The sequence below is a fragment of the Flavobacterium eburneipallidum genome, from assembly GCF_027111355.2.
Taxonomy (GTDB): Bacteria; Bacteroidota; Bacteroidia; order Flavobacteriales; family Flavobacteriaceae; genus Flavobacterium; species Flavobacterium eburneipallidum.
Genome location: NZ_CP114291.2, coordinates 1,599,994 through 1,625,698, shown reverse-complemented (window position 1 = coordinate 1,625,698; position 25,705 = coordinate 1,599,994). Strand labels below are relative to the sequence as shown.

General features: G+C 32.5%; 20 protein-coding genes. 11 read left to right on the top strand and 9 right to left on the bottom strand.

Features of this window, described 5'->3' with window-relative positions; all coding sequences use genetic code 11:
* The first annotated feature begins 190 nt into the window (after positions 1–190).
* From OZP15_RS06810 to OZP15_RS06795, 4 genes are all read left to right on the top strand, one after another.
* Positions 191–1,429 carry an SIR2 family protein gene (locus OZP15_RS06810; RefSeq protein ID WP_269227702.1) on the top strand — a complete coding sequence of 413 codons (1,239 nt, stop codon included), beginning with the start codon at positions 191–193 and terminating at the stop codon, positions 1,427–1,429.
* A gap of 5 nt (positions 1,430–1,434) precedes the next feature.
* Entirely contained in the window at positions 1,435–2,970 is a 1,536-nt protein-coding gene (locus OZP15_RS06805; protein WP_269227701.1) for an ATP-binding protein, read from the top strand.
* A 203-nt stretch (positions 2,971–3,173) separates the two neighbouring features.
* Positions 3,174–4,031: an SGNH/GDSL hydrolase family protein gene (locus tag OZP15_RS06800; RefSeq protein WP_269227700.1), complete on the top strand. Its 858-nt coding sequence runs from the start codon at positions 3,174–3,176 to the stop codon at positions 4,029–4,031.
* Between the two features lie 146 nt (positions 4,032–4,177).
* The gene (locus tag OZP15_RS06795) at positions 4,178–4,561 is read left to right on the top strand and encodes a ribosomal maturation YjgA family protein (RefSeq protein ID WP_269227699.1); all 384 of its coding nucleotides are present in this window, start codon (positions 4,178–4,180) and stop codon (positions 4,559–4,561) included.
* 52 nt (positions 4,562–4,613) lie between these two features.
* On the opposite strand, the gene OZP15_RS06790 is transcribed toward OZP15_RS06795, so the two are convergent.
* From OZP15_RS06790 to OZP15_RS06780, 3 genes are all read right to left on the bottom strand, one after another.
* Positions 4,614–6,548 (bottom strand): KUP/HAK/KT family potassium transporter, encoded by a 1,935-nt coding sequence (locus tag OZP15_RS06790; RefSeq protein ID WP_281337350.1) that lies wholly within the window; start codon positions 6,546–6,548, stop codon positions 4,614–4,616.
* A 224-nt stretch (positions 6,549–6,772) separates the two neighbouring features.
* Positions 6,773–7,459 (bottom strand): response regulator, encoded by a 687-nt coding sequence (locus OZP15_RS06785; RefSeq protein ID WP_281337349.1) that lies wholly within the window; start codon positions 7,457–7,459, stop codon positions 6,773–6,775.
* The gene (locus tag OZP15_RS06780) at positions 7,452–8,513 is read right to left on the bottom strand and encodes a sensor histidine kinase (protein WP_281337348.1); all 1,062 of its coding nucleotides are present in this window, start codon (positions 8,511–8,513) and stop codon (positions 7,452–7,454) included. Before OZP15_RS06780 ends, OZP15_RS06785 begins: the two co-directional genes overlap by 8 nt.
* 217 nt (positions 8,514–8,730) lie before the next feature.
* Here OZP15_RS06780 and panB point away from each other — a divergent pair, with 217 nt between their 5' ends.
* From panB to ypfJ, 6 genes are all read left to right on the top strand, one after another.
* The gene (gene panB, locus OZP15_RS06775; protein ID WP_269227695.1) at positions 8,731–9,549 is read left to right on the top strand and encodes a 3-methyl-2-oxobutanoate hydroxymethyltransferase; all 819 of its coding nucleotides are present in this window, start codon (positions 8,731–8,733) and stop codon (positions 9,547–9,549) included.
* Between the two features lie 71 nt (positions 9,550–9,620).
* On the top strand, positions 9,621–10,394 hold the full coding sequence (locus OZP15_RS06770) for a glycosyltransferase (RefSeq protein ID WP_269227694.1): 774 nt from the start codon (positions 9,621–9,623) through the stop codon (positions 10,392–10,394).
* Positions 10,395–11,816, top strand: a complete 1,422-nt coding sequence (locus OZP15_RS06765; protein WP_281337347.1) for an ArnT family glycosyltransferase — start codon at positions 10,395–10,397, stop codon at positions 11,814–11,816.
* Positions 11,817–11,832: 16 nt separating this feature from the next.
* A complete protein-coding gene (locus tag OZP15_RS06760) occupies positions 11,833–12,522 on the top strand; it encodes an RluA family pseudouridine synthase (RefSeq protein WP_281337346.1) in 690 nt (229 codons plus the stop codon).
* Between the two features lie 40 nt (positions 12,523–12,562).
* The gene (locus OZP15_RS06755; protein ID WP_269227692.1) at positions 12,563–13,360 is read left to right on the top strand and encodes a DUF2189 domain-containing protein; all 798 of its coding nucleotides are present in this window, start codon (positions 12,563–12,565) and stop codon (positions 13,358–13,360) included.
* A gap of 35 nt (positions 13,361–13,395) precedes the next feature.
* Positions 13,396–14,256 (top strand): KPN_02809 family neutral zinc metallopeptidase, encoded by an 861-nt coding sequence (ypfJ, locus tag OZP15_RS06750; RefSeq protein ID WP_269227691.1) that lies wholly within the window; start codon positions 13,396–13,398, stop codon positions 14,254–14,256.
* 273 nt (positions 14,257–14,529) lie between these two features.
* Here the strand turns inward: ypfJ and OZP15_RS06745 are convergent, their stop codons facing one another.
* From OZP15_RS06745 to OZP15_RS06735, 3 genes are all read right to left on the bottom strand, one after another.
* Positions 14,530–15,714, bottom strand: coding sequence for a hypothetical protein (locus tag OZP15_RS06745; RefSeq protein ID WP_281337345.1), 1,185 nt, complete (start codon positions 15,712–15,714; stop codon positions 14,530–14,532).
* Positions 15,715–15,794: 80 nt separating this feature from the next.
* Positions 15,795–16,508 (bottom strand): type VI secretion system tube protein Hcp, encoded by a 714-nt coding sequence (locus OZP15_RS06740; protein ID WP_269227688.1) that lies wholly within the window; start codon positions 16,506–16,508, stop codon positions 15,795–15,797.
* A 324-nt stretch (positions 16,509–16,832) separates the two neighbouring features.
* The gene (locus OZP15_RS06735) at positions 16,833–19,835 is read right to left on the bottom strand and encodes a LamG-like jellyroll fold domain-containing protein (RefSeq protein WP_281337344.1); all 3,003 of its coding nucleotides are present in this window, start codon (positions 19,833–19,835) and stop codon (positions 16,833–16,835) included.
* 416 nt (positions 19,836–20,251) lie between these two features.
* On the opposite strand from OZP15_RS06735, the gene OZP15_RS06730 reads away from it, so the two are divergent.
* A complete protein-coding gene (locus OZP15_RS06730; protein ID WP_269227685.1) occupies positions 20,252–20,779 on the top strand; it encodes a nuclear transport factor 2 family protein in 528 nt (175 codons plus the stop codon).
* Here OZP15_RS06730 and OZP15_RS06725 read toward each other — a convergent pair whose 3' ends face one another.
* From OZP15_RS06725 to aroC, 3 genes are all read right to left on the bottom strand, one after another.
* Positions 20,780–23,002, bottom strand: a complete 2,223-nt coding sequence (locus OZP15_RS06725; protein ID WP_281337343.1) for a tetratricopeptide repeat-containing hybrid sensor histidine kinase/response regulator — start codon at positions 23,000–23,002, stop codon at positions 20,780–20,782.
* Between the two features lie 143 nt (positions 23,003–23,145).
* Complete coding sequence (locus OZP15_RS06720) at positions 23,146–24,408, bottom strand: dicarboxylate/amino acid:cation symporter (protein ID WP_269227680.1); 1,263 nt, start codon at positions 24,406–24,408, stop codon at positions 23,146–23,148.
* A 131-nt stretch (positions 24,409–24,539) separates the two neighbouring features.
* Positions 24,540–25,601 carry a chorismate synthase gene (aroC, locus tag OZP15_RS06715; RefSeq protein ID WP_281337342.1) on the bottom strand — a complete coding sequence of 354 codons (1,062 nt, stop codon included), beginning with the start codon at positions 25,599–25,601 and terminating at the stop codon, positions 24,540–24,542.
* Between the last annotated feature and the right edge of the window lie 104 nt (positions 25,602–25,705).

Below are 25,705 nucleotides of genomic sequence, written 5' to 3'. Positions count from 1 at the left end.
CAACAAATAAAAAATACTTTTAAATATTTGTAAGAAAAAATGAATATATTTGAAAAAACAAAAAGCGAAACAAAACATCAGAATTTAGAACAAATTTGGTGATTTTATTCGTGTATTAAATAGTTGGCAGTAATGTCTGCAAAATCTAAAAAAATAACCTAATAGTCTCTTATAACTGACGAATTATTTTATGAAAAACTATATAACAATAGAAGGAAAAACAATATCATCAGACCTAGAAGATGACAAGGTTGGTGACAAATCAGCAATATTAGAATATTTTAGAAACGAAGAGAAAATACCTTTAAGTAAACTTGCGAAATATTACTTGAATGAAAATCTTAATTTTTTATGTGGTTCAGGAACATCAGTTGCAATTGGAGGAAAAACAATAAATAAAGATGAAAATCCTTTTGCTGATATAATTACTGAATTAAAAGCAATACAAACACCAAAAGAATATATTGGACAGCTTATAAAATTCTTTGAATCTGATATTTTACTTGAAAAGAAATTTGATAAAATAAACCAAGAACATTTATACTATTTAAATAATAAAGATGATGTTGATTCAGCAAAAATCATAAAAGAATATTTAGACAAATCATTAAAAATATTTGTAGATAAATATGTTCCTTTTCCTATTGAATATGTATCAGACAAATTAAGTATTCACGAACTCTTTATAAACAAAATTATTAGTAGAAAAGAAACCCTCAATAGACCAAGAATTTTTACTCCAAACTATGACCTTGCTTTTGAAAATGCTTGTGAAAAAATTGGTGCGAGTTATAATAATGGATTTAGAGGTGTACATATGAGAAAATTTGATCCTGATACATTTTATAATGAAACTTATATAAAACAAGATTCGGGAGAAAAAGGAAAAAGAATAGCAACTTACTTAAATATTTACAAACTTCACGGAAGTATTTCTTGGCAGTATGCTGAAAGCATAAATGATTTATATAATCTCAAAGAAATTCAAATTTCTGACACTTCCGCTAAATCAGATTTTTCTTTTGATTCATTAATGATTTATCCAATACAAGCTAAAAAATCTTACTCACTTGATTTACCTTACAGTGAATTGTTCAGAAATTTTTCAAAATGTCTAACAGAGACACAAAATACACTTGTTATAATTGGCTATTCATTTTTGGATGAACATATAAATGACATAATTAGAACAGGTCTTTATAATCCAAACTTAACAGTTATAGTTCATTCTTATGGACTAATTAACGAAACAAGTCCTTTGTTTTTACAAACATTAAAAAATCGTAGTGTGAGCGATAACAGAATAATTCTTTTTGAAGGTGCATTAGTTGGAGATTTTACAAATATTGTAAATTATTTGATTCCTTTGAACTCATTTATTCCAACTAAAGAAACAATAATAGAAACATTAAAAGAACTAACAAAATAAAAGTTATGGCATTTAAAATTGGAGCAGTTTATCGCATAACTAATAGATATTTAGAAATAATTCACGACAAAGATATTTTTTCAAAACCTATTTCGTCTGGTAATGGCTTACATATAGTTGGAATGCTTAATAGTTATGTTTCTATTCCTCTTTTTAATTCTCAAAATGCAATAGGAATAATTTTTGAACAATTAGAGCCATCAAAAGAAAGGGAGGTTTTATTTTCACCAAAATCAAATGTAATTATTTCTAAAATTCGATTAATTGGAACATTTAATCCAATCAATAATAGTTTTAAAAGAGGAATTGATTTTTTCCCAACTCTTGATGCGGATGTTTTTACAGTAGAAGAAAAACAGCTTGAATCAATTTATAATTCGACTATTAAAGCAAATTCAGCAACTTTACAGATTGGAAATGATATCTATTTTAATCAAGTAAATATTAATGCAGACCCAAATATCTTATTTGGTAAGCATTGCGCAGTTTTTGGAAATACTGGAAGTGGAAAATCTTGTACTGTGACTTCAATATTACAAGGGGTCTATTTAGAAAAAAACAGACTCTTAAATACAAACAATAAACATTTAAAAACGATTATTATTGATTCAAATGAAGAATATTCAGGGATTTTTAATGATGAAAATGGTCAACCATCTTGGGTTGTTTTAAAAGATTATTCAGATTTAGAATTATCTCACAAAGATTTAAGTTTTTATGAATTAACTCAACTTCTCAAAGAAGATTCACCAAATGTCATTCCATATTTAAAATCGGCGGTTAAAATATTAAAAGGTGTAGAAAACGTAGATGAAAAAATTTATTATGAATTTTCACAACTACAAATCGAAATTGAAAATGCTGTTCCCTTAATTGATAATAGAGGAAGAATGGTTCCTGATACTTTTACAATAGGCTTTTTAAAACACATAATTATGCGTATTAAACATTTTTCATCAGATGAAAGATTTAATGCAGTATTTAATAAAGCTGGTAACTCAATTGAAGATTTTTTAAATTCTGAAACTGAAACTGTATTAATTTTATCTTTACGAGTAGCAAATGACATTTTAGCGCTACTTGTTTATATGATTAGTAAAAGTATTTTTAACTATAAATCAAATGCATTAAATAGAGAAAAAGATAATATTTTATTTGTTCTTGAAGAAGCTCACAGATATATTTCCACAAGTTCTACTGACCAAATAAATAATTATTATATTGACAAGTTAGCACGAGAAGGACGCAAATTTGGGGTAAATTTAATGGTTTCTACCCAAAGACCTTCTGAAGTTTCAAACACAGTTATTTCTCAATGTAATTCTCTGATAGTTCACAAAATAACTAATAATAAAGATTTAGAATTTATCAGAAATACAATAGAATATGATGATAAAAGTCAAATTGACCTATTAACTAGTTTGAAACAGCAACAAGCATTAGTTTTAGGCGAAGCATTTGCTTTTTCTTCATTAATAAGAATTGCCGATGCAAATCCACTTCCTCATAGTGAAACGCCAAAAATATTTACAAACGATTAAAAAAAAACTACTGCCTAATAGCCAATCCTATCTACATCATCATAAAGTTATTCACAACTTTTAAGAGGGTTATATGTTGGTTATTTTTCGAGTATAAAATGCCGTTCCAAACTAATCCCTTTTTCTAAACATTTTCGAATTCAATAGAATCATCATTTTTAATTCGTATTTTCGTTCAGCTAAAACTTATTATTTTAATTGAAATGAAACACCTCATTGCTTATAGCTACATCCTTTTATTGACAGTTGGTTTCAAAGGATTTGCTCAACAAACTACAACAACAGCAGTTGCAAAAGTAACATTGACAGCCCAAGAAAAAACACTAACCTCGCAATGGCAAGGTAAGAAAGTGGCCTTTTTGGGAGATTCCATGACTGACAAACGCCGTGTTGGAACTACCTATGTATATTGGGAATATCTAAATGAGTTATTAGGAATTGAATCTTTTGTGTACGGCATCAGCGGAAATCAATGGACGGATATTTACAAACAATCGTTAAAATTACAAACAGAAAAAGGAACCAACTTCGATGCTATACTTATATTTGCAGGTACAAATGATTATATGCATAATACTCCGTTGGGTGAGTTTTTTACTGAAACGACAAAACAAACCAACTTTAATGGTAAAGAAGTAACCCGCAAATACCGTACACCAATCCTTAATGACTCCACCTTTTGCGGAAGAATTAATAAGGCAATGTCTTATTTAAAGAATAATTTTCCACAACAACAAATCATCATCATGACTCCTATTCACAGAGGTTATGCAAAATTTAACGAAAAAAATGTGCAGCCAGATGAAAATTACAGCAACGCGCAAGGATTGTATCTCGATGCTTATGTGGATGCTTTAAAACAAGCAGCTTCGTATTGGGCAGTTCCTGTGATTGACCTTTATGCAACAAGTGGTTTGTATCCAATGGCAGAATCACATTTGCAATACTTTCACAAAAAAGATACCGATAGACTGCATCCAAATGCGCTTGGAGATTACCGTTTAGCCAAAACGATCCAATACCAATTACTTGCATTACCTTCTGGTTTTGTTACCGAATAAAAAAGATTTTTTGGAATAATTAAAGTGGTTTCTTCGGTTCTGCGAAGTCTTCTTGAAAAAGTTCCAAATATCTGGAATGAACAGCAATCTACTAGTTTAAAGAATGTTTTTTATTAAAAGCGAAAGACAATAACAACCGATTTGTTATGACAAAACCCAATCCATTTGCCTATTTTATTCTAATAATTTTGGTAATTATACTTGGTATATTATCTCGAAAAATAAGTGGTATTCCAAGCTTTATCGGAGATGTACTTTATGCCGTTATGGTTTATTTTGGAATGCGATTTTTGTTTATCAACAAAAGTCATAGAAAGTCAATGGCTCTTGCTTTAATTTTTTGTTTCAGTATCGAATTCCTACAACTTTACAGAGCCGAATGGATCATAAACATCCGAAGAACCTCTTTGGGACATTATGTTTTAGGCGAAGGATTTCTTTGGAGTGATTTGGTTTGTTATGTGATTGGAATTGGGATGGCGTTTTTGATGGATTATAAATGGATTAAAAACAGAATAATTTTGCCATAGTTTGTGTTTTGTTAGTTTCAAACAAAACACAAACTATGGCAAAATAAAATTCTTATTTTCTTTCTAATTCTAATTTCAAAATGGGTTGATAAACAAAAGGAATTTCTTCAATTTCTACATCACTTTTGTCTAATCCGAATGCTCTAGTATCCGAAAGCGAACAGTTTTTAAGCATATAATAAGAGTTCAACAACAAACTATCTTTTATCGTAAACTCATTTTCTACCGAAAGAAATTTTTCTAAAATAATGAATTTAAAATCAGGTTCTGTATTGTACTTGGTAGAGCCATCTGGTCGAATATGCAAATTCAATTCTTTGTTTTTTACCAAATCCTGAACAATTTTTTTGAAATACAACTCTACTTTTGGCTGAATTCGGAAACCAATATTCAATACAATTTTGATTACTTTATCGTCTAATAATTCGATTACTTCATAATTTAAGGTAAAGGGTTCATTGGTTCTATTAATATGAAAAAACCAGTAAACATCTGCTCTTTTTGGTTTTTTGGAGAAAATAGATTTCAGAATTTTTTCTTCTATTTCATAATTCCTGTCGGCTTTTGACAAATAGATGAGATGAGTTGCATATTTAGGAATGTTATCATCCTGACTCAATTCTGACAATTGTTGGGTGTGTTCTGTTAAATTAGTAAACTTCAAAAACCTATTATTTATTTTTCTGGCAAAAAACCAAGCATACATCGTCAGGAAAATAAAAAGCTCAAAGAACAAAAACATCCAACGTTCTTTTATTTTGACAATATTGGCAATAAAAAAAGCAATTTCGATAACAACAAAAATACTGATTATTAAGGTTATCAAAATTCGGTTCATTTTTCGAATGTAAATCAGATAATAATTCAAAAGAACCGTTGTCATCAACATCGCAATAGTTATCGAAAATCCGTAAGCCGCTTCCATGTTAGAGGAATTTTCGAAATACAAAATCATCAAAATACAGCCTATCCAAAGAATCGTATTTACTGATGGAATATAAATTTGTCCTTTCAAATTAGTTGGATTCCGCATCGTAACTCTTGGCCAGAAATTAAGTGACATCGCTTCGTTTATCAAAGTATAAGAGCCACTTATCAAAGCTTGAGAAGCAATAATTGCTGCTAAAGTGGCAATAATTACACCCGAAAGTAAAAACCATTGTGGCATAATGGTATAAAAAGGATTTCTGCCTTCGAGAAATGTATTTCCTTGGGTCATCAGCCAGGAAGCCTGCCCTAAATAGTTCACCACCAAAGCAACTTTAACAAAAATCCAGGTAATTCTAATATTGTTTTTTCCGCAATGTCCTAAATCAGAATACAATGCCTCTGCTCCTGTAGTACACAAAAATACAGCTCCCAACAACCAAAAACCTTGTGGATATTCGACCAATAATTCATAAGCATAAACTGGATTCAAAGCTTTCAAAATAGCAGGATGTTCTAATATTTGGACAAATCCTAATATGAAAAGCATCGAAAACCAAACCACCATCGCGGGTCCAAAAAAGAAACCTACTTTTTGTGTTCCAAATCGTTGAAAAAAGAACAATGCCGATAAAATGGCAATCACAATGGGCAGTATTGGAATTTCAGGAAAGACAGCCGCCAAACCTTCTACAGCAGAAGCTACAGAAATGGGCGGTGTAATTATTCCGTCGGCTAAAAGCGTCGTGGCTCCAAGAATAGTTGGGATTACTAATTTTCCTTTTCCAAACCGTTTTACCAATGCATAAAGCGAAAAAACACCGCCTTCACCGTGATTGTCTGCCGAAAGTGTCAACAAAATATATTTGAAGGTGGTTTGAAAAGTAAGCGTCCAGAAAATACAGGAAATCCCTCCATAGACTAACAATTCCGATATTTGTCTTTCGCCAATAATGGCTTTCATCACATACAATGGACTCGTTCCGATGTCGCCGTATATAATTCCCAAGGCAACTAAAAGCGATGCCGCACTAACTTTTTGAAGGGTTGATTTATTCATAATTTAGATATTTATTTTTTTTTGCCACAGATTTCACAGATTCACACAGATTTTTATGAGTTGTGATAAAAAAATCTGTGAAAATCTTTTTAATCTGTGCTAATTTTATTGTTTGGGTACTACTATTGATGGACTGTTATATTTTTGTTTTGAGCATAGAAATCCTCTTTGCAATGATTTTGTACATTACAATTGAAATTAATTTTTAAAAAATTGGTTGATTTTTAACCAGTATTAAAGCGATAACCCACACCCGATTCTGTGATTATAAATTTTGGTCGGTTAGGATCTTCTTCAATTTTTTTTCGAAGTTGTGCTACGAAAACCCGCAAATATTGTGTTTGATCGGAATAGCTATTGCCCCAAACTTCTTTTAATAAATAATAATGCGTCAAGACTCTGCCTTCATTTTTTACTAAAATGGAAAGCAAGTTGTATTCTGTAGCAGTAAGTTTTAAAATTTCGTCTTTCAATTTGACGATTCTAGAATTAAAATCTATCGAAACTGATCCAAATTGAACTATGGGTTCATTATCCTTTTGAACTAAATTTCGTAAAGCAGTTCGGATTCTAGCCAACAGTTCTTGGGTTCGAAAGGGTTTAGTCAAATAATCATTAGCACCATTGTCAAGCGCTTTCACGATTTCTTCTTCAGCATTTTTTACCGTTAAAATGATAATTGGATTTTGAAACCATTCTCTCAATCGCTTTAAAACGACTTGTCCATCTTCGTCAGGCAAACCCAAATCCAAAATAATCAAATCAGGTTGATGATTGGCTGCTGCTAATACTCCATCTTTAGCATTGACCGCAAAAAAAGTTTTATAACCGTTGGAATCCAAAGTGATTTCGAGCAGTTTTCTAATTTGAACCTCGTCGTCAATGACTAATATTTCAGCTTGATTATTCATTTGAGATTTCTTTTGTATTCATAACTAATGCGGGGAAAGCGATAACAAAAACAGAACCACCTTCTTCCCTATTTTCTAATGTTATATGACCATTTTGAGCTTCTACAAATCCTTTTACAATTGATAACCCCAGTCCAGTTCCTCCTGTTTTAGCATTATGCAATCTGTAAAATTTATCAAATACTTTCTCGATTTCTTCTTCTGGGAAACCAATTCCATCATCGGCAATGGTTATCACACAAGGCATTAATTTATCGGGATTGTACTCGAAATCTACATCAGGATTGTATTCGACTTTTACTTCAATTTTTGCTCCTTTTGGTGTGTATTGCGAAGCATTGAATATTAAATTATAGATAATTTGCTCTGTCAAACCATAATCTAGTTTAAAAAGAGGCAAAGTATCTTCTATGTCAACTGTAACTTTATGAAATTGCAAATCTTCTTTCAAATGATCCAATACATTGTAGATTAATTCTTTTAAATCGCACCAATCCATTTTAGGCTGTATCACTCCCGATTCTAATCTGGACATATTCAGCAAATTCTCCACCTGATGGTTCAATCGCAGAGAAGCTTTCTCTATTTCTAAATATAATTTCTCTTTATTCTCATCAGATATGACAACAGTTTTACTCTGAATCGTATCAATTGCACCCATAATCGCAGAAATGGGTGTTCTCAATTCGTGTGATAATGAATCCAGCAAAGCATTATACAATTTCATCGTATTAACCCGGACTTCTTTTATCTGCAATCGCTTTTCGGCTTTTCTAATTTTATGGGTCAAAACTCCGTTAACAAGCGTAATCATAAAGAACAAAAACAATAACAAAGAATCATCTGCACTATTGATATGAAAAGTATAATAAGGTTCTATGAAAAAGAAATTCAGAATTAATGCACTAAAAACAGCACTCAATAATACAGGAATAATATCCAAAGACATTGCCAATAAAGAAACGACAACCAATAGAATATATCCAACTATTTTATGATCTAAAAAATCTCTAGCGAGCAAGCACAATGAAGCCACAATACCTACTGATAGCAAACAGATTAAGTATTGATTTTTTAGTTTTATAGGACTCAAAATAGTTTTCACGATTATTACTGATTAACAATACAAAGTTAAATGATATGATGTAAGTATTTTATAATATAACCTCTGATAACATAAAGATTTTATAAAGATATTTTGATGCTTCGATTTCTATTTTAAATGATTATTTTTACAGCCTTAAATCTGAATTCTTAAATAAAAAATCAGGATGTCTGCAGCAAAAAAAGATTATAAAAGAATTACCACCAAGTCATTAATCGAAATGAAAGCCGACGGAGAACAAATCTCTATGCTTACGGCTTATGATTTTACTATGGCAAAAATTGTGGATGCCTCTGGTGTTGACGTAATATTAGTAGGCGATTCTGCTTCGAATGTCATGGCGGGTCACGAAACGACTTTGCCTATTACTTTAGACCAAATGATTTACCACGCATCGAGTGTGGTTCGTGCTATTACGAGAGCTTTGGTTGTGGTAGATTTGCCTTTTGGAAGTTACCAATCCGATCCAAAAGAAGCCTTGCGTTCTTCTATCCGAATTATGAAAGAAAGCGGTGGACACGCCGTAAAACTGGAAGGTGGAAGCGAAATAAAAGATTCTATCAAGAAAATATTAAACGCCGGAATTCCTGTTATGGGACATTTAGGATTGACTCCACAATCTATTTATAAATTTGGAACCTACACCGTTCGTGCCAAAGAAGAACAAGAGGCCGAAAAATTAATGAAAGACGCTAAACTGCTAGAAAAACTAGGTTGTTTTGCCATAGTTGTCGAAAAAGTTCCAGCTGAATTAGCCCGAAAAGTGGCCGAAAGTGTTTCTATTCCTATTATCGGGATTGGTGCTGGTGGTGGCGTTGACGGACAAGTTTTGGTCATTCACGATATGTTGGGTATGAACAATGAATTTAGTCCACGATTCTTGCGTCGTTACATGAATTTATACGAAGGAATGACCACAGCCATTGGTCAATATGTTGCCGATGTGAAGTCTAGCGATTTCCCAAACGAAAAAGAGCAATATTAAAAAGATACGAGGTTAAAAGTACGAAATACGAAGTTTGACATTTTAAGGCTGAAGATTCATAAACAATTTACATGACAATTACACTCAATACAACCATTGTTATTCCGTGTTATAACGAAGAAAAAGGAATTTCGAATAGCGAATATTCTAACTTTCTTAAACATAATCCTGAAGCCTTTATTTGTTTTGTAAATGATGGTTCAAAAGACAACACCTTGGCAGTTTTAAATGTTTTAAAAGAAAAACATCCCACACAAATTCATATCCTCTCACTCGAAAAAAATTCAGGTAAAGCCGAAGCCGTTAGAGCAGGAATTAATTATTGCAACCATAAATACCAACACCAATTCATTGGGTATCTCGATGCCGATTTAGCCACAACGCTCGAAGAATTTATTGATCTTCGAAATTATCTTCAAGACGAAATAGTATTTAGTTTTGGTTCTCGAATCAGGAAAATTGGTTCGACCATCGAAAGAGAAAACAGCCGATTTTTTATAGGAAGAATTGTAGCCACTTTTATTTCGAACATTTTAGATATCAAGGTGTATGACACCCAATGCGGCAGCAAACTTTTTACCAAAGAAATCTCCGAAAAACTCTTTGAAAAAGAATTTATCTCCAGATGGTTGTTTGATGTGGAAATTTTCTACCGAATGATTCACCTTTTTGGAAAGGAAAAAGCCATTCAAAAAATGCTAGAAATTCCTTTGAAATTATGGGTCGAAAAAGGAGATTCTAAAGTGAAATTAACTTATGGTTTCAAACTCTGGTTCGATTTGTATGAAATCAGCAGAAAATATAAAAAAATAGGCAAAAACACCTCTAACCCAAACCACAAATAAATGATTTCAGAAAAGCTCAAAAACAATGCCTACGTCTTCTATATAGCCGTAATTGTTCTCGTAATTTTTAGATTATTATTGACCATCACTATTCCGTTATTGGACAAAACCGAAGCAAGATATGCCGAAATTGCCCGTATCATGTGGGAAACCAATCAATGGATTGTTCCCGAAATAGATTATGGCGTACCCTTTTGGGCCAAACCACCTTTATCCACTTGGGGTTCTGCAGCGAGTTATCTTATTTTTGGTGTGAATGAATTTGCCGCCCGATTTCCGTCTTTCTTGTTGAGTATTATTTTAATAATCATCACTGGAAAAATGGTGCAAAAAGAAGGAAAATCGTTCTATCTACCGGGATTTATTTTGTTAACAATGCCTGAATTCCTCATTCATACAGGCGTAGTTTCTACCGATACTACTTTAGAATTTTGTATTGTTATGATGATGATTTCTTTTTGGAAAACCATTCAATCTGACACTAAAACTTATTGGAATTATATCTTTTTTGTCTTTTTTGGATTCGGATTATTAGCCAAAGGACCACTGATAATGGTCTTGACTTTCCCTCCTCTTTTCTTGTGGTGTTGCTTGGATTTCAATAGATTTAAACAACTATTTTCTAAATTTTCAATTGTAATCGGTCTATTGATAACTGCCATTATTGCCGTTCCGTGGTATTATTTTGCAGAACAACAATCGCCTGGCTTTTTGGATTATTTTATAGTTGGAGAACATTACAAACGCTTTGTTGAACCAGGCTGGAAAGGCGATTTATATGGTAGCGGCCATTCCCAACCCAAAGGAATGATTTGGGTTTTGTTGATTGCCTTTGCTTTTCCGTGGATACAAATTGTGGCGTATAAATTATGGAAAAACAGAGCGACTATTTTCAAAAATGAATGGGCTTCGTTCTTGATTTTATGGGCTTTTTGGACTCCCGTATTTTTCACAATTTCTAGTAATATTTTACACACTTACCTGCTTCCAACTGCTATTCCAATTATGTTTTTAATCGTGTTTTGGTGGGAAGATTTGACCCGAAAAAAAGCAATTATTCGCACGGCATTATTATTCCCAACGGTGGTATTTATCGCTTATTTTGGATTCGTTGCAACTGGACAATTAGATCATAAAATGAATTCTGACAAATATATTTTGGCTAAATTGAATGCTAAAAATGAAAACACAGCAATTCCTATTTATTATTGGAAAGACAAGAACTATTCTGGACAATTTTACACCAATGGAAAAGCACAATCAATTAAAAATGAGGGACAATTGGATTCGGTTTTACGCTTAAAAAAGCCATTCTTTTTAGCTTTTCCAACGAAGAAAAAACAAGAAATTCCACAAAAATATTTAGACCAAATGACCTTGGCTGAAAGCAACTATAAAACTTCATTTTTTAAGACAAAATAAAGAAAGCCATTAAATAATGAAAATACTATCCGATAAAAACAACCTCCAAATCCTGTACGAGGACAACCATCTGATTGTAGTCAACAAGCGTGTGGGCGATATTGTACAAGGTGACAAAACGGGCGACAAACCTTTATCGGAAGTGGTCAAAGAATACATCAAAAACAAATACAACAAACCTGGAGAAGTTTTTCTTGGCGTGGTGCATCGATTGGATCGTCCAACCACAGGAATTGTCGTTTTTGCCAGAACTAGCAAGGCTTTGACTCGAATGAACGAATTGTTTAGCAATCGAGAAACGCAAAAAACCTATTGGGCTGTAGTCAAAAACAAACCACAACATCCCGAAGATAAACTCGTTCATTATCTGAAAAGAAACGAAAAAAATAATACTTCAAAGGCGCATTCGAGGGAAGTTCCAGATAGCAAATTAGCCAGTTTAGACTATAAAATCATTAAAGAACTAAACAATTATTTTGCTTTAGAAATCAATCTTCATACGGGAAGACACCATCAAATCAGGGCGCAACTTTCAGCCATTGGTTCGCCTATAAAAGGAGATTTGAAATATGGTTTTGACCGCAGCAATCCCGATGGTGGTATTCATTTGCATGCTCGAAAATTGACTTTTGTTCATCCTGTTTCCAAAGAAAACATAAGTATTGAAGCTCCTGTTCCTCATGATTCAATTTGGAATGCTATTTAACTGAAAAAATGTATCTTTAAAAAATAAAAACATCAAAAAAATGAATGCAACAAAAGAGCGAATAGAAAGAATTAAAACCAATGGATACGAACTAGATTTTGGATCTGTTTTCGAACAAGCATTCGAAAATTATAAAAAAATAGTGGTCTATGCTGGTTTAATGTTTCTGGTGTTTTCTATACTGCTAGGTATTATGATGATGACTGGACTTATTTCTTATATTGGTGCAGAAAACCTAGAACAATTTAGCAAGGAACTCAAACAACTTTCTTCACAAAAAGTCATGCCTTTGGATGTAGCCATACCTTTTAACTTGATATTGATATTAATCTCTGGTTTTATAAATCCATTTATGGCTGGTTTCTACAAAATGGCTAATTGTGGCGAAAAAGGAGAAGAATTTCATGTATCGAATATGTTTGCTTTTTACAAATTACCTTATTTCACCTCTATTTTTATGGAAACTTTGATAGTTTCTTTTTTCAGTGTGGGAATTTCACTTCTTTTTCAATATTTAGGAATGAACCTCGTGGGTGCGCTACTTTCTTTGACTATTTCATTTTTTGCAGCACTGACAGTTCCATTTATTGTTTTCGATAAATTTAATGCTATCGAAGCTATAAAATCCAGCATCATCATCGTTTCTAAACAACCTTTAGTGCTTTTGGGATTAATCATTGTTGCCGCAATAGCTGCTGTGCTTGGATTTTTTGCATTGTGCATCGGAATATTTTTCACTTGGCCTTTTGTCTATTCGATGATTTACACTATTTACAAAACCGTAATTGGACTGGATGATACTAGTGAAATAACACAAATTGGAATAGAACAAAATTAATTTACAGCCGTTATTTTAACTAAAAACTCATACTTATGAAATGGATTGGAAGAAGACAAAGTGATAATGTGGACGACCGTAGAGGAATGTCGGGCGGTGGAAAAACGATTGTTGGCGGCGGAATTATAGGAATTGTAATTCTGTTATTAAATGCTTTTGGTGGCGAAAATGGTCAAATGATTGGTAACATTTTGCAACAAACTCAAGGGCAACAAACCGCACAAACCGAATCCAGAGCCTTGACTCCCGAAGAAGAAAAAGAAGGCGAATTTGTAAAAACCCTTTTGGCTGATAACGAAGATGTTTGGGCAAAGATATTCGCAGAAAACAACCTCGAATTTGAAGCTCCGAGATTACAACTATTTAGTGGGCAAACACAAACAGAATGTGGTGGTGCGAGTTCCGCATCAGGTCCTTTTTATTGTCCAGCTGACAAAACCATTTATATGGATATGAGTTTCTTTGAAGAATTACGAACTAAATTTGGAGCAGAAGGTGGCGATTTTGCTATAGCTTATGTTTTGGCTCACGAATTTGGACATCACATTCAAACCATACTAGGAACTTCAGCCAAAATGCGCCAAGATCAAGAAGGAAAAAGCGAAGCCGAAGCCAATAAATTGTCCGTAGCCCTAGAATTGCAAGCTGATTTTTATGCCGGACTTTGGACACATTACAATGAAAAACAACATGCCATGCTTGAACCTGGCGATATTGAAGAAGCTTTGAGCGCAGCTAATGCCGTTGGTGACGATGCCATTCAGAAAAAAATGCAAGGACAAGTGGTTCCTGATTCTTTTACTCACGGTACATCCGAACAAAGAATGTATTGGTTTAACCGTGGTTTTGAATCTGGAAATATCAAAATGGGAAATACTTTTGCCGAAATAAATTAGGAACAAAAAGAATTAAATGTATTGGTTATAAAACTTACTAAAGTCAACATATTCTATACAAAATCAGTTACATTTACTTGAATTATACAAGATTCTAATTTAAAAAATATAAAAATGGCAAAAAGTCAAGACGCAAAAAAAACCGTAAAAAAAGAACCTCTTAAAACCGCCAAGGAAAAAAAAGAGGAGAAAAGAGAAAAGAAAAATAGTCCAAAGAGAGACTAAAAAAAAGTGTTCAATCATAAAATTGAACACTTTTTTTTCATTCTAACCCTAAAAGCTTTTAGCAAAACTCAATAAAATAGTTTGTTTATAATACGGTTTCAATGGGCTTTGTAGTAAATCGCCTTTTAAAACAGCGCGATGGTTAAGGTAAATATTTTTAAACAATTTTATTTTAGTAATAAACATACCATCCATTAAAACTGTTGTGTCGGTTTCTGAAAAATAATCCGAAGAAAATCCCAATCGATATTGCATTTCGAGCCATTTCTTGTACTTCCTGTCGTACCATATATTAAGTTCTGCTCCTAATTGCTCATAATTAAAAAGATCATAATCACCGTTACTGTCAAACTCTTGGGTGTAAAATCCTGTATTGGCAATTTGCTGACTGGTCAAACCATACAACCGAACCGAATAGGGAGAAAGTGACAATCTAAAATAATCGTTGGGTTGATATTTTATTCCCGGCGAAAGCACCACTTGGTAGGGACTCAAAAAACCTTGAATTTTTCCGTTATTATTATAATCTTTAAAGTAGTCGCCATCATAAATGGTAAAAACAGAAGTACTATTTTTTACGATTAAATTAGCATTCCATTTACTGTTTTTACTCAAGGTAAATGAAAAATCATGTAACGTAGTAAAATCATCAGAAACTCTCTGAATGCGATCACTTCCTGAAATACCCGATTTTTGGATGGCAAAAACCCAGTGAAGTTCATTGGTCATTGCAAAGCGACTGCCTTCTTTGTAATAATCCAATCCAAAATCCAAGGTGGTGGTTGCCGAAAAACTTTTTTTATCAGGACCAGAAGGAGCATTGAATTCTAAAATATTACTCAAATTCAAGCCTACAGCAATTGCATATTGATACGATTTTATGGGTTCTTCTGAATAAACAGCCACTTCTTTGTCAGTGAAAACAGAATTCTCAATTAAGTTTTTATCGTATTTATTGAATTCAATATTCTCTACGTTAGATTTTAAAATGTTGGATTTTTTTACTTTATTTTTTGCATTCAAATACGCATAAGTATAAATGGTAGGTGTTTCGGTTAGAATTTTACAACGGATGCTAGTCGTATCTTTTTTTTGGATTAAATCTTTTTGGGCAAATAAAGAATTAACTCCAATTAGAATAAATAAAAGAACATAATAAACTGACCTAAACATTATTTTAGTAGTAGTAGTAGTAGTAGTAGTAGTAGTAGTAGTAGTAGTAGTTATTTTCATATTGAAAGGATTTTAATAAAATCATAAATTCTGTTTTTTGTAGAAAAACAGGAGATAAAATCTCCTGTTTATTTAAAATTTTATTTTTTATTGCCTTTATTGCCTGGTAATCCTTTTTCGTTGATAGCCATTGCTGTACAAACTCCATCTTGAATCTCTAATAAAAAATCTACTGAACAACGACTTGAATTGGATGTTCCCCAGCTCCAAGATACCGTTACATTACAGGATCCGTTTGGACAATCAGCTGTTGAAATTACACATTCGCCATCTATAACAGACAACTTGGATGTTTTACCTGCACATCTTTTAGTAAAACTAATGTCTTGCACATTAACTTTACTGAAACTCATGTCTTGCATGCTCACCTTTCCTGAACCTCCACCAGAACCTGGTTTCATCGACTCTACTTGACCTGAAACTGATTCTGCTAACTTTGGTGAACTTTTGTCCAATTCTTTTGTAATTGTCATTGGTTTGTGTTGTCTTTTTCCAGTTGGCAATCCACTGGCAGCATCTCTAGGACTCACTACTTCACTAACTGAATTATCGGAAGCACTCACACTAAATCCAGAACTTGCTTTATAATAATCATAACCTTTTTTGCTTAAAATAGCGGCATCTTCGTTGTCAAACAATACCGTACATCCTGATTCTGTGGTAACAATTCTACATTTTACACTTTTTTTCAAATCATAACCTGTGGTTTTAGCTACTGCAGTTTGAGCAAATAATGGACTTGTAATACTAGCAACAGCTATAAAAGCAATGGTTGCAAAAATTAAATTTTTCATAATTTCTAAAGTTTAAATTAATAGTTTTTTGGTGTTATAGTAATAGATACATTAGGTTGAAAATTTGTTACCCCTTAATTCGGTTTTTTTTTAATTTATACTGTTCACACTACAAAAAAACCAATAGTATAACAAAAAAATAATTACATAAAATATTAAATTTTACATAAAATTACATTTTTATTGTTAAAAAATAAAATATATAACCAATAAATAGTTAAATAAATAAAAAACTTAAAAAAAACATAACAGAAACTTATTAAAAAAAAAAAATCCTTTCAAAGAAATTTCTCTGAAAGGATTTAAAAATAAAAAGTTATTATTTTACTCTGCTATAATTTTAAAGTTGCTATTCAATTTATCTCCAGAAACATTCAAAATATAAATTCCTTTGATGTTTTTGCCAGCAATATTAACGCTGAATAAACCATTGCTATCAGAAATTACTTTTTCTGAAAGAATAATTTTTCCAGTCATATCACTTAAAGTTACTGTTGCTTCGGTTTGATTGTAGTTAGGAACAGTGATAAAAATTTGATCTTTTACTGGATTAGGATAAACGATTCCTCCTAGTTTGTTTTGACTAAATTTTTCATTACTCAACACATCTTGATTATACAAAGCAGTCACTTGAGCAGCTGTTAGTGCATAATTAAACATTTTTAGATCATCAAACGAACCTTTGTATGGTGCTGGAGTATTTGTAGCCGCTTTGAACTCTAACTCACCAATATTCCCAATCACAAAATCACTTGCTTCACCAATACCTGTTACTGCGGTTTCGTCCAGTTCTGCAGAAAAAACACCATCAGTATAAATTCTAATTTTGCGAGCAACCATATCTCTCATTATAATTACATTTACCCAATTTCCTGTAAAAAATTTAGCTGCCGAAGTGGTAACCTCTCGTTTTGTTACATCATCATCTATTGCAAAACGCAATAAACCACCTTTTACTTCCACGTCAAAACGTTTACCTGTAGCACCAGTTGTTGCATTTTTTGTGATTGATCCTTTACATAAAACATAAAGACTTGTTGCAGTATTAGTTGGCAATAAACTTGGAGCTGCTTTCATCCAATAAGAAACTGTAAACGAATTTCTATCAAATAGAATATGATCTTGATTTGGAATACTTGCCAAATACATCGCACTCGAAGATGTTGTTAAATCCAAGGCATTGTTGTGCTTTCCTGCCACTCTAACATTAGCATTATCATAGGCAACATCTAGCAATCCATCATTAGCATAAGTTGTTAAATCTGCAATTTTTTCTCCTTCTAGAGGAGCTTCTTTAAACGGCCAATGACCTACTAAACTTGGTGTTAGTGCACTAAAACTCCACACATCACCTGTTGCAGTTCCTTTTACATTAGTTGCATCAACTCTCCAATAATAAGTAGTTGCAGGACTTAAACCTGTAGCTAAATAGGACGGAGCTGCTGCATAAGCAACATCGCCTAGTTTTGTCAAATTAGAAGGATCTGTACCTAAATATACAGAATAAGTAGTTGTATTAGAACTTCCTGTCCATTTCAAAGTGGTATTACCGCCAACTAATTCTACTGTATTTGAAGCATTAGCAGGAGTTGGTGTGGCTGTTTTTGCAGGTGCCGACGGAATTGGTGGAGTAGTTATAGAAGTTCCTGCATAAACCGATGCTTCTGTTGTATTGATTGCTTTAACTTGATAATAATACATTGTATTTGGCGTCAAGTTAGTGTCGTTATAAGTTGTAACATCTGCGCCTAATGTAGCTACTACTGTATAATTCGTTCCGTTTGTAGAACGTTCAACAACATAATTGGTTTCGTTAGTAGCACCATCAGTCCAATTCAGTGTCAAAGAACTGGATGGTGGAACTTCTGTAGAGGCCACGTTTGTAAAATTCAAATTTGACGGTGGAATAATAAAATCAGGTGGTATGGTATTGGTCAATCCGTTAATATACACTTCAATATTCAAATAAGGAGCTTGAGTGGCACTTACATTCAAACCATCAAAAACATTTTTATTCAATCCATTAGCATCTTCCCAAGCATCTGGCATACCATCATTATCTGTATCCAAAGGAGCTGGTGCACCATAAACATGACCCGCACCACCATTTGTAAATCCAAACTGATCTCTCAAATTCGTTTGCACATACACATAAGTCCCAGCTGTTCCTTTAGAGCTCAAGTCAGAAATCATTAGATTTTCTACCTGATCACGTCTTGGATATGAAGCTCCTGCACTTTCTACAATTTTATTGTAAGCATCTACAGCTGATAACGTAGTATTCTTCATTGGATAATCATACGGAGTTGACAAAATATTTGTCGCATCTGTTCCTACTGGAAAACCCGTTAAATCTTGTGGAACCAAATTACCATCTAAAATACCATTTCTATTATTATCAAAATAATTGCCTGGACCGTACAAATAGAAGTTCTCATTTCCTCTGTTGAAAGGGGTGCTTACAGAAGTTCCTGTATTTGGTCCTCCAATAAAGTAATTATTAATAATATTCACATCCGATCTTCCTGCCGAGTCTCCTCCCATGATGTAGGCTTCTCCAGATTCAGAATGTCCGTACGTATTTCCATAATTACCCCAGTTATACACTACGTTGTTTACAAACTCGTTAATTCCTTTTATCTTATTATTTCGGGTTTTGTTACAGATATACAAATTCCCTATCAAGCTGACTTTACCTCCATCTGGTGGCTGAATTAAACCTCCAGCAGAGTGATTATGACGGTGTAAAGCTTGACCAATAATGGAATTTTGAATAGTGATATTATCTGGACTTGTACCTTTGTTATCCCAGTTGATAGAAAAAACTTCGTCTGTTCCCCAAGTAAAAGACATGTGATCAAAAATCATATTGGCTCCGTTAGACAAACCTGAAGTGTCTTGATTTTGTGCAGTTCCACCATAACGAATACGCATATAACGAGCAATTGTATTGCTTGCTCCAGAAAATGTTACTCTTTGTCCCAAGAACACAATTCCTTCTCCAGTGGCAGTTTGCCCAGCAATGGTGGTATTTTTAGGTATTACAATTTGAGTTGCTGTATTGATTATACCACCTACTCTAAAAATCACAAATCGACCTTCTTGACTAACAGCGTCTCTAAAAGAACCTGGTCCGCTATCATTCAAATTGGTTACCAAATAAATTTGAGGATTAGCTGCTCCTCGAGCCCCTGTAGTGTATCTACCAAAACCTGTAGCTTCTGGAAATGCTAGGGTTTGTGCATTCAAATCACCAAGATTTGACATCAAGCCACAAAGCATAAAAATTTTAAGCAATTGCTTAAATGGTAAGGAATTTTTTTTCATAAATTTTTTAGTTGTTTTTTGGTTATAAGAGAATTTAGTTTGGAGCTAATATAGATTTTCACTCACAAAAACGTATCCTGTCCTGTCCTGTACTGCTTGACTTCATCTTATTAGTTATCAATACTTTATATTTAAGAATGTTAAAATATTGAATATTTGTAATTCAAACAATTGAAAAACAAATAATTAATACTTTTAGATGTTTATTAAAGATAAATAAAATTAAACATATAAAATTTACAGGATATGTAATTTAATTTGTAATTTAACATTCATGAAAGGCAATTTTTACAATGAAGTGATTTAATTTAACTTGAGAGCATAAATTAATTTCATAATGGCAGCCTAGCTCTCTTTTGAAATTAACAGGAAAAAATTATTAAATTTGAAAAGAAAAAATTAAAATAGAATGACAGATGGAAAAAACACATTTCTTGTCTTCTAATAGCCCTGCTAGTTTAACTCCTAAAAATGAAGAAAAGATGAAATACTTACTAATCCTATTTATCGCAACTTTAACCCTAACTTCTTGTACTAACAAAAACGAATCAAAAATGGCAGCTACAGAAAATGAAAAACTAGTAAAGCAATATTTTGAACATTTCAACAATCACGAGTGGTCAAAAATGGCAAATATGTACACAGAATCAGCCGACTTTAAAGATCCTTCATTAGGTCATGGCATTGTTAAACAAACTCGACAACAGATTATCGATAAATATTCGGAACTAAATGAAGTGTTTCCTGACTTGCAAGATAAAGTTATTCAAGTATATCCTTCTGGAGAGAAACACATCGTTGTAGAGTTTGTTTCAAGTGGAACTGCTCCTGATAATTCAAAATTTGAGTTGCCAATTTGTACCATTTTCACAATAGAAAATGGACTCATTACAAAAGACTTTACTTATTTTGATAATTTTGAAGAACAAGAGGAAACAAAATAATCAATTCACCAACATCGCTTTTTTATTTATTTGATCATTTATGATTTGGAATAACTTCAAAGGCTCAAAGGGTTTTACAATAATATCATTCATTCCTGAAGAAATAGCCTCTTCGGTTATTTCGTTTTTTGCAAAAGCGGTGAGTGCAATAATCGGAGTTTGTATTCCTTTTTGGCGAATTTTTCTGGTGGTTTCAAAACCGTTCATCAAAGGCATATTTATATCCATTAAAATGACATCAAATTTTTCTTTGCTCACAAGCTCTATAGCCTGAAATCCATCATCTACAATACTGCAACTGCAAAAATTCTTTTCGATAATTTTTTGAGTTACAATTTGGTTTATCTTATTATCTTCTACCACTAGTATTTTATAAATCTGACTCGAACTCAAGTCAACCGTAATATCATTGATTAGCTCTTTTGTTTTAGCCAAATCATACTCAAAGGCTATGGTAAATTTGAATTGAGTTCCCTCTCCTACTTTACTTTCAAGTTGAATATCGCTTTTAAACAAAGTCAATAATCGCTTTACAATGGCTAATCCAAGTCCTGTTCCTTGATAATCATTCTCATTTCTACCGACTTGAACAAATTTTTCAAAAATCTTATCCTGATCTGTAGTAGCTATTCCTATTCCGTTGTCTTTGATTTTAAATTCAATATAATGTAATTTATTTTCTACTTTGACCAAATCAGCAGTAATGATTACTTCTCCGTTTTTGGTAAATTTTAGTGCATTGCTTACTAAATTCATTACAATTTGAGAGAATCTTAATTTATCTCCAATCAAATACTCTGGAATAGCCGAATCGACTTTTACAACAACTTCATTCTTATTATTTTGAGCGATAAAAGAAAGTGAATTTTTTATCATCGTGATTTCATCAGCGATATTGAATGCTAAATTTTCTAGTACAATTCTGTTTTCTTCAATTTTATTAATCTGCAAAATATCATTAACCAGCGATAATAAATATCGAGCAGAAAACTTTAGAGAACTCAAATGTGGACTATTTTCTAATTCCTTATGTTCGTCTAAAAGCATATTTGTAATTCCAATTACTCCATACAACGGCGTTCTCAATTCATGGCTCATTGTTGATACAAATTGTGTTTTGAGTAAGGAGCCTTCTTCGGCTTTTTCTTTAGCAATTTTAAGTTCCTGATTAGCAATAATAAGTTCTCTATTGGTTTTTTTCTTAAACTTATAATTTTTGAATAACGAATTAAGTAACAGCAACAATACTAACAATACTAAAACAAAAAGAATTACAATAATTCTGGATTGTTTCAAACTTTCAGCTTGTACTTCTTTCTCTACTTCAATTTTACCAACCTCTCGTTTGTACTCATCCAATTCAAGATTTATTCCTGCAACTTCTGCTTTTTTTAACTTTTCATCATTAAATAATTCTTCTGTAATTTTATTGTAAATCACCAAGTTTTCGTAGGCATTTTTATAATCTCCTCTTTTCAATAAAAACTTGGAATATTCTTGATGTGAATAGGATAAATCTAACTTTTCGCTCCCTTTTGTTCCTAATTCGATGGCTTTTATAAAATAGGAATCAGCCTTTTTATCTTCGTTTTTGCTGGCACAATACATTCCATTAAGCATATTGAGAACAACAATCGTAGTGTTATCACCAAACTTGGGATGGTATTTATTACAAAATTCTAAATACTTTTTTCCTTTGTTAAACTGATTTATATCAAAATAAACCCAAGCAATATTCAATTTTGTAAAAACCATTTGACTAGTATCAGCTGCTTTTTGACTGTATTCCAATGATTTTTCATAAAACCCAATTCCTTTCTTATATTGCTTTTTTTCAAAACAATATACATTGCCTAAATTATTGTTTATGAAGTTTTTTATTTCATCATCATTGGTTTTATTGGCATAAAACAAGCCTTTGTTGTAATAAAAAATCGCTTTGTCGTATTCTGCTAATTCATCTAAATTAGCAGCTATTGTATTGTAAGAAACTGCAATTAGATAATTATCTTGAATACTACTAGCATAATACAAAACCTTGCGTGAAGTAGCTATAGATTTTTCGAAATTGGATTCATTGAGGTATTTTATAGCTTGTTTTGCAATTTTATTTATTTCTTTTTTTGAGGGTATTTTAGAAATGATTTTTTGCTGTGCAAAAGAGTTAACACTGAATGAAATCAGCATTAAAAACAACAAAACAAAAAACCTAAATTGAAGCATAACAAAATATTCTCATTTCAAATATAAGCCATAAATAAATATAAGCCATAAATAAATATAAATTATAACCAAATTCTAATATTTTTTTGTTCCAAAGTTTATACGCTATTATTTTCATCAATAACGGTTGATAATTATGATTATCAATCTTCTTTTCCGCTTTCCCATTTGCCTACTACTGATGTTGCTAAAGCATTGCCCAAAACATTAGTAGCGGTTCTAAACATATCACAAAAATGATCAATAGGAAGAATAAGTGCAATTCCTTCTACAGGAATATCAAACATACCACAAGTTGCAGCCACAATAACCAAACTAGCTCTAGGAACTCCAGCGATACCTTTACTAGTTAGCATTAACACCAAAAGCATTATCATTTGTGTACCTAAATCCAACTCTATTCCATAGGCTTGAGCAATAAACAAACTAGCAAAAGTCATGTACATCATACTGCCATCCAGATTGAAAGAATAGCCCAGTGGTAACATAAAAGAAACTATTTTATCTTTGACTCCAAATCGTTCTAATTCTTCAGTTAGTTTAGGAAAAACTGCTTCGCTACTGGTGGTTCCAAAAGCAATAATTAATGGACTGATAATGTGTTTCAACAAAATTTTTAATCTTCTTCCAAGAAAAATAAAACCTATCAATAAAAGAAAAGTCCATAAGGAAGCTATTCCAACCAGGAACGAACTAAAATATTTGATATAGGTAATCACCAAATCATTCAAATCTTTGATAGCAAAAACGCCAGCAATAGCTCCGAAAACTCCCATTGGAGCAAACTTCATCACATAATTGACCATTTTTAAAATGATATGTGAAGTCTTGTCTAATGAGTAAATAATAGGTTTGACATAAGTACCAATTGAGGCTGCTGCCAATCCGAAAAAGATAGAAAAAACAACAATTTGCAAGATTTCGTTATTGGCCATCGCTTCAAAAATACTCTTGGGAAAAATATGCTCTATAAAATTTTGAGCCGAAAAATGTTGTGTTTTTTCAGTTACTTCTGCTGCCGAAGTCAAATCAACATCAGATAAATTCAATCCAACTCCAGGTTGTAACACATTTACCCAAAACATTCCTATCAACAAAGACATAAATGAAGCACTAAAAAACCAAGCTAATGCTTTGCCTCCAACTCTTCCTACCGTTTTGACATCGCCCAATTTAGCAATACCAACAACCAAAGTTGTAAAAACCAATGGTGCAATTATCATTTGTACCAAACGGATGAAAATGGTTGCCAATATTTTAATATTATCACTAAATTGTTTAGCAAAAGAAGCATCATACATATTATGAATAACAATTCCTAAAGTCGCACCAAGCAACATAGCAATCAGAATTTGAAACGTAAGATTGCCTAAAAGTGTGGATTTTGAGGTTTCGGTTTGAGTCATTTTATTGGGCTTAAAAGTTTAAATCTGGATAAAAAGTACAAAAAAAAGGTGAGTCTAATAAAAATTATTAGCTCACCTTTTTATAATTAGTATATTGTTAAAAAACAATACGATTATTTTAAAAATACCGTTTATTTATATGTTTTATTTATCAAATAAAAATCGGCTAAAACTATTGCTGCCATAGCCTCTACAATAGGAACCGCACGAGGAACTACACAAGGATCATGACGTCCTTTACCTGTCATCTCGGTAATTTCTCCTTTATTATTCAACGAATCTTGTTTTTGCATAATAGTTGCCACTGGCTTGAAAGCTACACGAAAATAAATATCCATTCCATTGCTGATTCCCCCTTGAATTCCTCCTGAAAGATTGGTTATAGTAGTTCCATCAGCATTGTATAAATCATTATGCTCGCTTCCTTTCATTTCAGAACCGCAGAAACCGCTTCCAAATTCAAAGCCTTTTACCGCATTTATCGAAAGCATGGCTTTTCCTAATTCAGCATGGAGTTTATCAAAAACCGGTTCGCCTAAACCAACTGGTACATTTTGAATCACACAAGTAATAGTTCCGCCAACGGTGTCGCCATCTTTTTTAATTTGCTTGATATATTCCTCCATTTCAGCTGCCATTTTTTCATCTGGACAACGCACTGGATTGCTTTCTATTTTTGAAAAATCTAAATCTTGGTATGGCTTTTCTAAATAAAGTGGACCAACAGAAGAAACATAAGCATTGAATTTTATTTCTGGTAGCATTTGTTTGGCAATCGCTCCAGCTACTACTCTACTAGCTGTTTCACGAGCAGAACTTCTTCCGCCACCACGATAATCACGAACACCATATTTTTTTTCATACACATAATCGGCATGACTTGGTCGGTAATTGTCTTTTATATGCGAGTAATCATCTGATTTTTGATTGGTATTCGGAATAATAAAACCAATAGGAGTTCCAGTAGTTTTACCTTCAAAAATCCCAGATAAAAACTGAACATCATCTGGTTCTTTTCGTTGAGTCACAATTTTAGACTGCCCTGGTTTTCTTCTTGACATTTCTAACTGAATGGCTTCCATATCCAATGCAATTCCAGATGGACATCCATCAATTATTCCGCCTAAAGCTTCTCCGTGTGATTCTCCAAAAGTAGTTATTCTAAATAGTGTTCCGTAGCTATTTCCTGCCATTGTAATTAGTTTTGAACAAAAGTACTATTTTAGATTTTAGTTTAAAAGTTTAAGGCAATATTTCAAACCAAATTATTCTAAACAAGGAACCTACTTACCAAATT

Bases quoted from the DNA above. Each gene is read 5' to 3' on its own strand.
- OZP15_RS06810 (WP_269227702.1), top strand. From the start codon at position 191: ATGAAAAACTATATAACAATAGAAGGAAAAACAATATCATCAGACCTA.
- OZP15_RS06805 (WP_269227701.1), top strand. From the start codon at position 1,435: ATGGCATTTAAAATTGGAGCAGTTTATCGCATAACTAATAGATATTTA.
- OZP15_RS06800 (WP_269227700.1), top strand. From the start codon at position 3,174: ATGAAACACCTCATTGCTTATAGCTACATCCTTTTATTGACAGTTGGT.
- OZP15_RS06795 (WP_269227699.1), top strand. From the start codon at position 4,178: ATGACAAAACCCAATCCATTTGCCTATTTTATTCTAATAATTTTGGTA.
- OZP15_RS06790 (WP_281337350.1), bottom strand. From the start codon at position 6,548: ATGAATAAATCAACCCTTCAAAAAGTTAGTGCGGCATCGCTTTTAGTT.
- OZP15_RS06785 (WP_281337349.1), bottom strand. From the start codon at position 7,459: ATGAATAATCAAGCTGAAATATTAGTCATTGACGACGAGGTTCAAATT.
- panB (WP_269227695.1), top strand. From the start codon at position 8,731: ATGTCTGCAGCAAAAAAAGATTATAAAAGAATTACCACCAAGTCATTA.
- OZP15_RS06770 (WP_269227694.1), top strand. From the start codon at position 9,621: ATGACAATTACACTCAATACAACCATTGTTATTCCGTGTTATAACGAA.
- OZP15_RS06765 (WP_281337347.1), top strand. From the start codon at position 10,395: ATGATTTCAGAAAAGCTCAAAAACAATGCCTACGTCTTCTATATAGCC.
- OZP15_RS06760 (WP_281337346.1), top strand. From the start codon at position 11,833: ATGAAAATACTATCCGATAAAAACAACCTCCAAATCCTGTACGAGGAC.
- OZP15_RS06755 (WP_269227692.1), top strand. From the start codon at position 12,563: ATGAATGCAACAAAAGAGCGAATAGAAAGAATTAAAACCAATGGATAC.
- ypfJ (WP_269227691.1), top strand. From the start codon at position 13,396: ATGAAATGGATTGGAAGAAGACAAAGTGATAATGTGGACGACCGTAGA.
- OZP15_RS06745 (WP_281337345.1), bottom strand. From the start codon at position 15,714: ATGAAAATAACTACTACTACTACTACTACTACTACTACTACTACTACT.
- OZP15_RS06740 (WP_269227688.1), bottom strand. From the start codon at position 16,508: ATGAAAAATTTAATTTTTGCAACCATTGCTTTTATAGCTGTTGCTAGT.
- OZP15_RS06735 (WP_281337344.1), bottom strand. From the start codon at position 19,835: ATGAAAAAAAATTCCTTACCATTTAAGCAATTGCTTAAAATTTTTATG.
- OZP15_RS06730 (WP_269227685.1), top strand. From the start codon at position 20,252: ATGGAAAAAACACATTTCTTGTCTTCTAATAGCCCTGCTAGTTTAACT.
- OZP15_RS06725 (WP_281337343.1), bottom strand. From the start codon at position 23,002: ATGCTTCAATTTAGGTTTTTTGTTTTGTTGTTTTTAATGCTGATTTCA.
- OZP15_RS06720 (WP_269227680.1), bottom strand. From the start codon at position 24,408: ATGACTCAAACCGAAACCTCAAAATCCACACTTTTAGGCAATCTTACG.
- aroC (WP_281337342.1), bottom strand. From the start codon at position 25,601: ATGGCAGGAAATAGCTACGGAACACTATTTAGAATAACTACTTTTGGA.